The sequence below is a fragment of the Mycobacterium sp. D16Q13 genome (assembly GCF_002013375.1).
Taxonomy (GTDB): Bacteria; Actinomycetota; Actinomycetes; order Mycobacteriales; family Mycobacteriaceae; genus Mycobacterium.
In genome coordinates this window covers 293,312-305,478 of record NZ_MAEW01000010.1, presented here as the reverse complement: position 1 = coordinate 305,478, position 12,167 = coordinate 293,312, and the positions used below count along the sequence as shown (strand labels likewise).

Sequence of the window (12,167 nt, the reverse complement as noted above, 5' to 3'; positions counted from 1 at the left end):
GTCGAGAACTTCATTCAGATAATATGATTATCTGAATGAAGGCGCAATGCCTGCCGGTGCGAGGGTCTGGAAACGTTCCGCGAAAGCAGGATTGCCCGAGTGCTGGCTGGCGGGCTGTCCTGGAAGATTAGCTGGAGGTGTTCGGAAACTGCCGCAGATCGGCGATCCACAGCCGCAAGGTGCGCGTCAACAGATCGACGTACTGGGTGTCGTCGATGGTCCCGAGCGTGCGGCCCAAGGCCAATCCTGCGGCGGTTGCGAGGACCGCGGTTAGCGCGGTGTCACGCTCGTCCTCCGGGGTGGTGTCGGGGAGGGTGTTGGCCAGCACCGCGCCGAGAAGAGTGCGCCCCATCGCGATGTGGCCCTGTGAGACAGCCAGCTGCGCCTGATCCTTGTGGATGGCGAGCGCGTACTCTGCCGCCAGTGCTACCAGGCCCTCATCCCCACTTAACGCCGCGGACCAGTGCGCTAGTTGAGTGATCTGGTCGTCGATGGAGGACGCTGACTGGATGAGCTTTCCGGCAACCTCGGAGAAGGTTCGCATGTAGCAGCGCAGCAGCACCTCTGCGCAAAGGTTCTCCTTGCTGGAGAAGTTCGAGTAGATCGCTCCGACGGTCCGGCCGGCGGCATCGGCGATCTTGGTGACGGTTGTCCCGCCTAGTCCGTTGGCGAGGAACAATTCCTCGGCCGCATTCAGAAGTTCCTCCCGAGTACGTTGCTGAGACTCTGCGCGGCTGATCCGCTGTCGCTGGCCGGACACCGCCACCTCCTCGAGTCTTGCGCCGGAACCGACTGGTCACTCACTCGGATCGGTCTGGTTCATATATTGCCATTATGCCAATCTCGGCGTCCAGCTGCCGGGCCGGAGACGTCCATCCCACGTACGCTGCCGCGTGCGCATGGAACGGATGCTCAACAGACAAGCCCCGTTCCCGATCCGTTCACGCGCCGTAAATGAGGTCATCTTAAAAATCATCCATACCCCAAAGGGGTACCAGGTATCGCCCCCCGGGCTTCCCGGGGATGGACCGTGTTGGACAACTGAGAGGCACCGCCGCCACCATGCTGAAAAGTCTTGCCGTCCTGACCACCGCGTGTGCGCTCGGTGCGATCGCGCCCGTGGCCCTGGCGGATCCGCCGGGCGGCGAGCCACTTCCGGATGCAGCGGCGGCCGATTCGGTACCGGTCCCGCCTGCGGCAGACGGTGCCGTCGCGTCGGGGGAGCCGGGCACCCTACGGACGCGAGAGGGCTGGATTCTGGCTGTCGCGGCCAAGGACGAGGTGCAGTTGCCTGTCGCGCCGTTGACCACGGCCCTGTCCTCGCGCGAGTATCTGGTCGGTGGCACCTTCCTCGGAGCCATCAAGGGGGCCGGTACCACCAAACTGACCGACGGCATCCTGGAGGCTGGATACCAAATCGGTTGTGGCATAAGCGCTGCCGAGGTCGACCTGAGATTTGGTGGCGGCATCACGCCACAGATCAGCCCCGCAGGCGTGCCCAGCGTCGGCGGCAACGTCTTTGCACAGGTCCGCCCGACCCTCAAGCCGGGGACCGCGACCATCATCCCGGTCACCAAGATGGCATTCGAGGGGGACACCGCCCGCGTCTCTATTACCGCGTTTCGTATCAAGATCGACAGCTGCGTGGGTCAGTCCTTCATCCGCTCCTATGCGATTTTGACCAGTTCCACCGAGGACACGCAGGACGTGATCACCTACATGGGCGTCACCAAGGCCGTCTGACTTCTGGACCAGCCAAACCCTTACTTGCTCAACCACATCCAGTTTTGAGAGGCGTCGATGACCATGTATAGAACTCTTGCCACGGTGACTGCCGCGTGCGTACTCACGGGAGCGGCCCCGCTGGCATCGGCCGAACCCATTCCTTCTCCACTTCCCTTGCCCGCCGCAGCCGAGAACCCGCCGCCCCCGGTGGAGGGCGAACCAGGCCCAGCGTTGGACACCGGCGTCGTCGCCTCAGAACCACCGGCGACCGTCACCACACCGGACGGCTGGGTGTTGACGCTTGCGGCCGAGGAAGAGACCCAGCTGCCAATCCCGCCACTCACCACGGCGACCTCATCCCGTGAGTATCTGGCCGGAGGCACATTCATCGCCACCGTGAAGGGAGGCGGTAGCACCAAGTTGAAAGGCGGCACCGTCGAGGCGGGCTATCAGATCGGCTGCGGTATCGCGCTGAGTGGTGTTCGTCTGACCGGAAGCGTCGGCCTCTCCTCGTCGATCGGCCAGTCCGGACTCGGCAATATCAGCATGCCCCTCGTGGGAAACATTGAGGTGAGACCAAAGCCCGGTGAGGTCATCAACGTCTCTGTCACCAAGAAGAAGTTCAAGGGCACGCAATCACGCGTCACGCTCAAGGATGTCCACATCAAGATCGATGGGTGCATCGGGCAGTCGTTCCTGCGGTCCTATGCGGTGCTCACCAGCACGACCTCAGGAACTGAAGACATCATCGGCTACTACGGCGTCACCAAGACGGTGTGAACAGGGCCGTTGCCCTACTCCAGGCCGAGGCTCTTGAGCGCGTGCGTCATCCGCTGCGGTGTCGCTGGAGTGAGCGTGGCCCACAACGCACCGTCGGCAGATGTGCTGGGAGTCGCCATGATTCGGCCAAACGCGGTGTCGTACACCGCAACTCCGCCAGGTGCGCGGTCGGTGATGCCGTCGACTCGGCGAATTGCGGTGATCTCGGTCATCGCGCCGCGGCGAGCCATCGCCTTCGCGACGGTTACGGCGTCGGCCTTGGTGGCACCGAGCGCCATGAGATGGCGGGCCATATCGGCGGGCTCGGCATTGAGGGCCAGGGCCAGCTGCTCGGCGGGCGCGTTGATCGACCCGAACTTCAGCGGGGTGGCATCGCCCAGGTAGCGCCACAGTTCGGCGCCGAGTGAACCGGACACCGATCGCATGGCCACACCCTCGCCATCATTGACCAGCAGCACATACGCCTCGCCGTGCTCGACCAGGCACAGGCGCAGCATCTGCGATCCCGCCCAACGGCGTACCGCCACCTGACCGGTGGCCTTGCTGGCCGAGGTCAGCATGTCACGCAGCGTCGGGTGAAGGTCCTCGCCCTTCAGCAGATTGCGCTCCTTGAGCCTGGCGCGGGCGCTTTCCAGGGCGTCTCGATGTTCGACTTCGTCTTCGTGGCGCGGACCCGCGGCCAACACAACCGGCAAGAGGTCGTTACCGGTGATCTCGCGGGTCAGCTCCAGTTCGTCGAAGTCCAGGCGGACGGTCACAGCTCCGCGCTCGCACCGAGGACCGGCGGCGCCACTGCTCCCTTGGAGCCGCCGCGCTCGAACAGCGTTGAGGCATCTACGTTTTCAAAGTCGGCGACCTTGTCGGTACCCGACTTGGTGGTCAGAATGTCCGGCAGTTCGACGGGCTTGCTCTCGTCGCCCATGAAGACGCCGGTGGCGCCGATGGCGGTGAGCTTCTCGTCGTCTTCGTCCTCGTCCTTCTTGCTGTTGACGTTTCCGGCCTTGATGCCCTTGCCTGCGCTCGCGGCCAGCGCGCCGCCGGCCATCATGCCGGCCATCGGCGCACCCATTCCGCCCATGCCCATACCGGAGCCGCCGGCGGCGGCCGCGTTGGCGGTCATCGAGATGGCCGCCGCGCGGGCGCTCTGCACTCCGGGCACCGAGTCGGGGCTCAGCGGGCTCGGGCCCATCTCGGACAGGCCAACGCCCGCAGCGCTGACACCGGTGTTGCCGCTGTTGGCTTCCGACTTCTCTTCGGGGTACTTGATGATCTCCGGAGCCGCCGGGAACTCCACGACCTTGGCCGCGGGCACGCTGGCTGACTCGTAGGTCTCCATGGCCTTAGCGGCCTGCAGGTCGAGACCCTGCTCCATGCCCTCGGTGGTGGCGTGGAGTCCGAATAGCGCTCCGCCAGCCGACAAAGCTTCGGCCTTGGCCTTCTCCAGCTGGGCCAGGTCGTTGATGTGCGGCATGTCAAGAACCGCGGTGCCATAGGACTCGGCGTAGGTGTTGGCGGTGTCGCTGACTTCCTGAGTCAGTCCGGCCATCTTGTCCAGCCACTCGGTGAAAGGGGTCAGCTTGGACAGCGCCTCCTCGGCACGAGGTCCGCGGTACCCCTCCACGAGCTTCTCGCTGACGCCCAGGCTGTTCTCGTGCACCTCGGCGAACGCGGCGCTGATCTCTTGCCAGGCCAGGGCGCTGTCGACAACATGCGTCGGGCCCGCACCGGTGGTCAGGTCCAGGGCCAGCTTCTTCGCCTTACGGGCCACCCAGTTGACGCCAGTGAATCCGGTCATGATCTATTCCCCCACACCATTGATACGGGCGGCGTTGTGCCGTTCGAGATCCACGAACGCCTGCGAGTTGCGTCGGAACGCCTCGGCAATGCGCTTGAGCTGCTCGATGCCGTCCTTGGCGACCTTCTCGAAGTTCTCGTTGGTCTTCGCGGACGCGTTGGCCACCGCGGTGGACACCTCGTCGCGGCCCGCGGAGCCGAACTTCGTGGCCTCGAGCTGCTTGTCGAGAGCCTCCTGCAGTCGCTGCGCCATCGCGTCGTACTGGACAGCGGCATCCTTCATCACATCCGGATCGACCTGTAGAACAGTCCCCGGCTGGTTAGCCAGGTCCCAACGGATCTCCTCACGCTGGGCGGGCGCCGGTACGTCAGCCATCTTCTGTCCCCTTTCCCCCGCTCGTCTCGCGTCGTCCTACGGGCAGATTTGCCCTTTCACTAGAGATGGACGGCGGATCCCTCTGTTCGGTTCCATCATTCTCCGAGATTTTTGGATATTTTTCCCGCAAACCTCAGCCGCCTCTTTAGTCCCAGCCCAGCTGGTGTAGTCGCTCATCGTCGATACCAAAATGGTGAGCGATCTCGTGGATGACGGTGATCGTCACCTCGTCGATCACCTCGTGTTCGCTGGAACACATCTCGAGCAACGGCTCGCGATAGATCGTGATGGTGTCCGGCAGCGCGCCCGCGTAGAAGCTGTCACGCTCGGTCAGCGCGATCCCCTCGTATAGCCCGAGTAGTTCGGGATCCTCCGGATGCTGGTCCTGGACCAGCACCACCACGTTGTCGATGGCGGCGGCAAGCTTGGGCGGCACGGCGTCGAGGGCATCGGCGACGAGTTCTTCGAACCGTTGCTCGCTCATCGGGACGGCCATCAGGGGCCGGAGTCGGGTGCGGGCACCGCTAGGCCGGCCCGGGTGGCGGGGCTCCGGGCGGTGCCTGTCCCGGCACCTGCCCCTCCATCGGCGGTCCCTCCATGGGTGGGCCATCCATCGGCGGGCCCGCGGGAGGCGGTGGTGGACCCGCGCCCGGCGGCAGCGTCGTCACGATCGTGTTACCAGGAGGATTGCTCGGGTTAGGCGCGACCGAAGACGTCGGCGGCGCAGAGGTCCGCGTCGGCTGCTGGGTCGGTTGCTGTGTTGGTTGTTGAGTGCGGGTTGGCTGCTGCGTGTATGTCGGCTGCTGGGTGTAGCTGGGTTGCTGAGTCGGCTGCTGGGTCGGCGCCGGGGTGGTGGACAACGGGATCGGCGGCAGGTTCAGCCGGTCCGCGGGAATGTCCGGCGGCGGTACCGGCGGTTGCCCATTGATCAGTAATTGCCCGCTTTTGGCGCTGTTGACCAAGGTCGACCACGCGCCGTTGCCGAGGGTGGAACCGATGTTGCAGCTGACCTGACGGCTCCCCGCGGTCCAGCTCGGCAAGGTGATCGTGTTGTACGACAGCGTCAGCGTGGTGGCGCGGAACCCGTCGGGATTGCCCATGTACTCGTTGGTCAGGCGGTTGCAGTTGTCCTTGATGAACGCATCCTGGTCGGGTTCGGGTGGTACCGAACCCGGGAACTGCTCCGCGAGGCTCACGGTTCCGGTGATCTCCATGGCATGCGCCCTGTCGCAGTCCACCGGGAGCTCGGTGGGCAGGTTCGTCGTCGAGTCGATGCCGACACACGTGCCTACCGGCCAGACCTTGGACTGGTCCTGCTCGGCCACCTTGCCGCGGAAGAGCTGTTGCTGGTTATCGGAGCCGGGGAGCTGTAGCCCACACAGCACGCGTCGTTCGCCCGCCTCAGACCAGCCCTTCTTATCCGGGTACAGCATGCCCATGGTGAATCGGCTGTTCGGGTCGTAGCGATCGCCCAGATAGCGATTGATGGCGACCTGGCACTGCTCCTGGCTGATCTCCTGGATGCGCACCATGCTGGGCGGCTGCGAATCCGGCCCGTACTCCGTGCCGGGGAAGGTCCGCAGGTCAATCGACTCGGCGACCTCGAAACGATGGTCGGTCGCACAATCGACGGTCCGGACGTCGGCCATGGACGTGGGCGCGGACCAACTGAGGCAGTCGCCACCCTTTGCCGAATTGAAGGTGCTGTTGCCCGGGGCGCCGGTGCTCGGTACCGGATTGGAATCGATCTTGTTGACCAAACGATCTGCCGAGGTCCAGCCGTCCGGCAGCGCCTGAGTGAGACCCGCGATGAACAACCCGCCAAAAGTGACGAGCAGCAGCGCACGGTGGGTGGAGCGCTCTTTAAGGCCCTCTTTCAGGCCCTCCCACCAGTGGTTCTTTGCCGGCTGAGCGGCCTCGTCGACGCCATCGGCGGAAGCGTCGGGATCCTCGTTTTCGGGGTAGTCCAAGACTTCCGTCTGCGGAGAGTCGGCAGCGGCCGATTCGGTATCAGAGTCCGAGGCGACGGGGGTCTCCGGGGTTTCCTGGGCCTCCGCGGGGGGCACGGCAGCATCCGCGGACTCAGCAGCGGAGTCCGCGGACGTATCGGTGTCCACCTCGTCGTTGGTGGATTGGTCCGGGGAGGACTCGTCCCGCTCGACCTTCGGCGTGGGTTCGGCTTCGTCACTCATACTGCAGTCATTGTTACAGGTGGCGGTGCGGGTTAGCCCAGCGATGCTGTCCGCGAGCGCAGCTAGATTGAACTCTGTGACAACGATGGAACCTGACCGTGATGACGGCGACGAGATCGGCGACTCTTCAGCGGGGGAAGCCGAGCATCAGGCCCGCGTTGCCGAGCAGGTCGCCGCGCTCGCCCACGAGCTTTTCGATATGGCCAGAGAGGGCAACGCGTCCACCCTGGCCGCGTACCTGGACTCCGGTGCACCGGTGGATCTGACGAACGAGGCGGGCGACACCCTTGTCATGCTGGCCGCCTACCACGGGAACGCGTCGACGGTGCGGTCGCTGATAGCGCGCGGCGCCGACGTCAATCGCGCCAACGACAAGGGGCAGACCCCGTTGGCCGGCGCGGTGTTCAAGGGCTCCGATGACATCGTCGAAATCCTGGTCAATGCGGGCGCCGATCCCACCGCCGGGACCCCGTCCGCGCTCGATGCGGCGCGGATGTTCGGCAAGGACGAGTATCTGAGCCTGTTCGGCCGTTAGGCCGCCTGCGGATTCACGGTGAGTGCAACCCTCGCTGCTGTCGCCGCGGTGGGAGAGCGTTGCTGCGTGGCATCTGCCGAGACCAATCCGCAGCTCGCTGAGCTGGCGCCGCGGCTTGACGAGGTCGCGCGCCTACTAGGTGTCCGATCGGTGCTGGTCATGCGTTCGGAGCCTGGTGCGATGGCTGTCGCTGCCACGGCTGGAGAGGCGGCCGAGCACTACACGGTTGGCTCTGTCGGAAAGAAGGCGGGAGACGACCAGGGCAGGGTCCCTCTGTACTGCGAGCGCGTCGTGGACACCGGTGAGGAGGTCTTCGTGAGGGACTCGCGCGTCGACACGCGTTTCGCGGGCAACGAGGATGAAATCGAGTTCGGCCTCACCAACTATCTGGGGCTTCCCGTTCACAACTCGGCCGGTGAGGTCGTCGGCACGGTGTGTGTGCTCGACGAGGTGGCGCGCGAGTACTCGCCGACCGAGCACGAGGAGCTGGCGGCGTTGCGTGCCCAGGTCGAGACGATTGTTCGAGCCGATGGATCAGCACTGGGCTGAATCGCAGGTGCGGAAACTAGCCCCAGTAGTGTTCAGCGAGTGATCGACCTCAAATTTCTGCGTGAAAATCCCGACGCGGTGCGTGCCTCGCAGCGTCTGCGAGGCGAGGACCCGGCACTCGTGGATGTGCTCCTCGACGCCGATACGTCACGGCGTGCGGCGGTGTCGACCGGCGATACTCTGCGCGCGGAGCAGAAGACGGCAAGTAAGAAGGTAGGTCAGGCGACGCCCGAGGAGCGCCCCGCGTTGCTGGCTGCCGCCTCTGAACTCGCGGCGCGAGTCAAGGCGGCCGAAGCCGAGCAGGTGGTGGCGGAAGCCTCGTTCACCGAGGCACACAAGGCGATCAGCAATGTGGTGATCGACGGCGTCCCGGCCGGTGGCGAGCAGGACTTTGTGGTCCGCGAGCTGGTGGGCGAGCCGACTGCCATCGAAAACCCCAAGGACCATGTGGAATTGGGCGAGTCGCTGCGCCTGTTCGACATGGAGCGCGGCGCGAAGGTCTCCGGTGCCCGGTTCTACTTCCTCACCGGATATGGAGCGCTGCTGCAACTCGGTCTGCTGCAGCTGGCCGTGCAGACCGCGGTGGCCAACGGTTTCACCCTGCTGATTCCCCCGGTATTGGTCAAGCCCGAAATCATGGGTGGCACAGGATTTTTGGGTGCCCATGCCGACGAGGTGTACCACCTCGAGGAAGACGACCTGTATCTGGTGGGCACCTCGGAGGTGCCGATCGCCGGGTACCACTCCGGCGAGATCCTCGACTTGAATGAGGGCCCGTTGCGGTACGCCGGATGGTCCAGCTGCTTCCGCCGCGAGGCCGGCAGCTACGGCAAGGACACCCGCGGCATCATCCGGGTGCACCAGTTCGACAAGGTGGAGGCCTTCGTCTACTGCAAGCCCGAGGACGCCGAGGCCGAGCACAACAAGATCCTGGGCTGGGAGCGTCAGATGCTGGCCCACATCGATGTGCCGTACCGCGTGATCGACGTTGCGGCAGGAGATTTGGGATCGTCGGCGGCACGCAAGTTTGACTGCGAGGCGTGGGTGCCGACGCAGCAGGCCTACCGCGAACTCACCTCTACCTCCAATTGCACCACCTTCCAGGCGCGGCGGCTGGCTGTGCGTTACCGCGACGAGAACGGTAAGCCGCAGACGGCCGCGACACTCAATGGCACGCTGGCGACCACGAGGTGGTTGGTGGCGATCCTGGAGAACCACCAGTTACCCGATGGCAGCGTTCGGGTACCCGCGGCCCTGGTGCCCTTCGTCGGAACCGAAGTGCTGGAGCCCAAATGAGCAAGATGCTCGACGTCGAGCTGGACGAACTGCGTAGCTGGTTCGGCTTCGGGGTGGCCGGGAACTTCGCCGGGCATCTCGAACAGGCCGGGGAGTCTGCGGATTTCGTGAACGTGGCGTCTAACGGCATCGCGCCCAAGGGGATCTTCCCCTGGTACGTGCCCGGTGACGATGGATTCCTGGGGCAGTTCCCGCTCTCGCACGATGAGACGGTGCTGCCCGAGAGTGATACCCCGCTGAACCTGCAGATCGAACCCGAGGTGGGGTTGGCATGCCGGGTGCATTGGCGTGGTGACGTTGTCGCATCGCTGGAGCCGTTTGCGCTGGGCGCTTTCAACGACTGCTCGATCCGGCGGCCCAATGCCCCCAAGATCAGTTATAAGAAGAATTGGGGTGCGGCATCCAAAGGCGTTGCGCGACAGTTCTTTGAAGTCAGCGATCTCACCCCCGACGGACCAACCGCCACCCTGCGGCTGAACTGTCATCTGCACACCGCGGACGGACAAGAGCACGAGTACGGCGTGGACAGCCCGCTACTTGGTTACTCCTACTACGGCGAGGTGCTCTTGGACTGGATCACCGAAAGATTGGATAACCAAAAGGGTTCGCCAGACACTCCCTTGGAGGATGTGGGCACGCTGATGGTGGCCGCCGGGCACCCCGCGCATGTGCTGATCGGTATCGGGGCAACCAAGTACACGCCCCTGGGCGAATCCACGTACCTACAGGCAGGTGACGAGGCGGTGGTGCGCGTGTACAGCACCGAGTCCGTCGAGGCGTCCGAGCTGCGGCAGCGGGTGCGTAACGTCCGCTAGGCGGGACGGTGGGGTTCGGACTTCTGAGTTCGCGCTAACGTCGAGATATGACCGAAGGTGTGACATCGGATACGTATCGGGAGCTTTCTGAAAACGGTGTGCAGAAACACGATAGCCGGATGATCAGGCTGCTCCGCGAGAACGGCGGCAAGCTGCCTGGGGTGGCCGACGATGAGATGCCGGTGCTCATCCTGACAATCACCGGCGCCAAGTCAGGAATCGAACGGCTGACCCCGCTGGGGTACTTCGAGCACGACGGGCGCAGGTTCATTGTGGGGTCCAACGGCGGACAGCAGAGGCCCCCATCATGGATCTTCAATGTGCGCGCCCATCCCGAGGTGACCGTTGAGATAGTTCCGGATACCTACAACGCCGTTGTGCGCGAGCTGGATTCGAGCGAGCGTAACGATATGTTCCCGGCGCTGGTGGCCGCGTACGCGTTCTTCGGCGATTACCAGGCGCGGATCGACCGGGTGATTCCGATGTTCGAGTTGGTTCCGGCCTAGCCGAGCTTCTTGGACCGCAGCTCGTGGCCCTTGGAGGTCAGGCAGCGGCCGGTCTCCAGGTTCCAGTCCCATCCGTGCAGATTGCAGGTGAGCGTCTTTCCTTCCACCACACCAAATTTCGACAGGTCAGCCTTCAGGTGCGGGCAGCGGCGCTGTATCTCCCAGCCGTCCATGGTGATCGAGGCACTGTCGTCGTGAGCTTCGGCGAACCAGCCATCGGCGTAGGCGATGCGCTCGTTGGTGAGACATTTGAAGAAGGTGTACAGGTACTCGTTGTAGCCGCCCACTCGCCAGGCCTTGAAGCGGGTGGATAGGAAGATGGTGTTCACCCAGTCGGGCTCGTCATCGCGGAGCACGGTACGCGCCAGCTCGGGTGCGATCCCGAAACCGTACCGGAACTTTTCATTGGGAATGGGTTCGCGGACAATGCGTTTAGGGAAGTCGAGCACCACAGTCTCGGCGCCGAGGCGCAGTTCTACCGGGTAGCCGATGCCATCGCAGATCTGATCGGTTTGCGCCATGATCGGCTCGAATTTGGCACGCAGCGGCTCCAGTAGCGGTTCCCCCTCGGCGGGCGCCCACCCCGCCTTCTCGGCGGCCAGTACGGGAGCCATTCGCTGCGCGTATGCCTCGATGTATGCGGCCTTCCCGGCGCCGAAGATATGTTCGGCCTCCTCGTCGGACACCGGATGTGTCAATGAATTGAGTTCGGAGCCAGTGAAATCCGCGACGGTGCCGGGAATCATCAGCAGACCCCTGTCGTGACCGTGCTGGCGCATCTGGTCCAGGAACACCAGCTGGTCTGGGAAGATGTTCGCAGGATCGCCATGGTCGTCGTTGAGGTCACGCAGCTCTGCGTCCAGGAAGCACGGTGGCCCGGCGGATGGGATCACCCAGGTGGCGCCCACCTGTGCGATGTACTGGCGGCACCGGTCCATTCCACGCTGCCGCTTCTGGGTGCCGAAGGCCTCCTTGGCGCGGGCGGGCATGTCGTAGACCATTGGGTACCAGATAGCCCCCGAGTACTGCAGCATGTGCACGTCGACATGCCCAAACTCCTGGGCCAGCACATCCAGATCAACGGGGCGGGCGTCGTTCATGTTGAAAGCCGTGGTGGTGCCGTCGTACACCACGAGGCCGGAGTCGCCGATGGGTCCATCGGCAGGGGCCCGCAGCGCGATGATCATGATGTCCAGATCACCCTTGGGGCCACTCACGTGATGCTTCACCGAGTCCTCGGTCTCCACGAACGTGTGGAAACCCAGCCCTTCGAGCTCGCGCTTCAAGTCCGGCACCGGATAGTCGGGCAGCAGCACCACGGCGTCCTTGTTGACGTGCTCGGTCAGATTCTTCGGGTCGTAATGGTCCTTGTGCAGATGCGAGACGTAGAGGTAGTCGCAGTTCCCGAGCCGGTCCCAGTCCAGGGTGCTGTTATCTGGGAATGGGAACCAGGAGGCGAAGTACGCGGGGTTGACCCAGGGGTCGCAGAGGACGCTGCCCGCAGCCGTCTCGATGAAGAATCCGGCGTGGCCGACACTGGTGACTCGCATGGCCCCCAGCCTATCGAGCTGCGATTACGGTGCAAAAAGGTGCGTAAGA

Annotated in this window: 14 protein-coding genes; 7 read left to right on the top strand and 7 right to left on the bottom strand. The window is 64.2% G+C overall.

Annotated features, from left to right (window positions below; translation table 11 throughout):
- Window positions 1–127 precede the first annotated feature (127 nt).
- Entirely contained in the window at window positions 128–760 is a 633-nt protein-coding gene (locus B4400_RS12525) for a TetR/AcrR family transcriptional regulator (RefSeq protein ID WP_078311451.1), read from the bottom strand.
- 302 nt (window positions 761–1,062) lie between these two features.
- Between B4400_RS12525 and B4400_RS12520 the strand changes: the two genes are divergently transcribed.
- Window positions 1,063–1,743: an MspA family porin gene (locus tag B4400_RS12520; protein ID WP_078311450.1), complete on the top strand. Its 681-nt coding sequence runs from the start codon at window positions 1,063–1,065 to the stop codon at window positions 1,741–1,743.
- A 63-nt stretch (window positions 1,744–1,806) separates the two neighbouring features.
- Window positions 1,807–2,505, top strand: coding sequence for an MspA family porin (locus B4400_RS12515; RefSeq protein WP_078311377.1), 699 nt, complete (start codon window positions 1,807–1,809; stop codon window positions 2,503–2,505).
- Window positions 2,506–2,519: 14 nt separating this feature from the next.
- Here the strand turns inward: B4400_RS12515 and B4400_RS12510 are convergent, their stop codons facing one another.
- The 5 genes from B4400_RS12510 to B4400_RS12490 form a co-directional block, all read right to left on the bottom strand.
- On the bottom strand, window positions 2,520–3,263 hold the full coding sequence (locus tag B4400_RS12510) for an ESX secretion-associated protein EspG (RefSeq protein WP_078311376.1): 744 nt from the start codon (window positions 3,261–3,263) through the stop codon (window positions 2,520–2,522).
- Window positions 3,260–4,300 carry a PPE domain-containing protein gene (locus B4400_RS12505; protein ID WP_078311375.1) on the bottom strand — a complete coding sequence of 347 codons (1,041 nt, stop codon included), beginning with the start codon at window positions 4,298–4,300 and terminating at the stop codon, window positions 3,260–3,262. Before B4400_RS12505 ends, B4400_RS12510 begins: the two co-directional genes overlap by 4 nt.
- A gap of 3 nt (window positions 4,301–4,303) precedes the next feature.
- Window positions 4,304–4,675, bottom strand: coding sequence for a PE family protein (locus tag B4400_RS12500; protein ID WP_078311374.1), 372 nt, complete (start codon window positions 4,673–4,675; stop codon window positions 4,304–4,306).
- Window positions 4,676–4,820: 145 nt separating this feature from the next.
- Complete coding sequence (locus B4400_RS12495; RefSeq protein WP_078311373.1) at window positions 4,821–5,171, bottom strand: metallopeptidase family protein; 351 nt, start codon at window positions 5,169–5,171, stop codon at window positions 4,821–4,823.
- Window positions 5,172–5,199: 28 nt separating this feature from the next.
- The gene (locus tag B4400_RS12490; protein WP_078311372.1) at window positions 5,200–6,867 is read right to left on the bottom strand and encodes a septum formation family protein; all 1,668 of its coding nucleotides are present in this window, start codon (window positions 6,865–6,867) and stop codon (window positions 5,200–5,202) included.
- 85 nt (window positions 6,868–6,952) lie between these two features.
- On the opposite strand from B4400_RS12490, the gene B4400_RS12485 reads away from it, so the two are divergent.
- From B4400_RS12485 to B4400_RS12465, 5 genes are read left to right on the top strand one after another with little or no spacing between them, the layout of a single operon-like run.
- Complete coding sequence (locus tag B4400_RS12485; RefSeq protein WP_078311371.1) at window positions 6,953–7,402, top strand: ankyrin repeat domain-containing protein; 450 nt, start codon at window positions 6,953–6,955, stop codon at window positions 7,400–7,402.
- Window positions 7,403–7,420: 18 nt separating this feature from the next.
- A complete protein-coding gene (locus B4400_RS12480) occupies window positions 7,421–7,951 on the top strand; it encodes a GAF domain-containing protein (protein ID WP_286142066.1) in 531 nt (176 codons plus the stop codon).
- Window positions 7,952–7,990: 39 nt separating this feature from the next.
- Window positions 7,991–9,247, top strand: coding sequence for a serine--tRNA ligase (gene serS / locus B4400_RS12475; protein WP_078311369.1), 1,257 nt, complete (start codon window positions 7,991–7,993; stop codon window positions 9,245–9,247).
- A 5-nt stretch (window positions 9,248–9,252) separates the two neighbouring features.
- On the top strand, window positions 9,253–10,062 hold the full coding sequence (locus B4400_RS12470; protein WP_078311449.1) for a DUF5718 family protein: 810 nt from the start codon (window positions 9,253–9,255) through the stop codon (window positions 10,060–10,062).
- A 47-nt stretch (window positions 10,063–10,109) separates the two neighbouring features.
- The gene (locus B4400_RS12465) at window positions 10,110–10,568 is read left to right on the top strand and encodes a nitroreductase/quinone reductase family protein (protein WP_078311368.1); all 459 of its coding nucleotides are present in this window, start codon (window positions 10,110–10,112) and stop codon (window positions 10,566–10,568) included.
- Here the strand turns inward: B4400_RS12465 and B4400_RS12460 are convergent.
- Window positions 10,565–12,118, bottom strand: a complete 1,554-nt coding sequence (locus B4400_RS12460; RefSeq protein WP_078311367.1) for an MBL fold metallo-hydrolase — start codon at window positions 12,116–12,118, stop codon at window positions 10,565–10,567. The genes B4400_RS12465 and B4400_RS12460 overlap by 4 nt on opposite strands.
- Window positions 12,119–12,167: the final 49 nt, after the last annotated feature.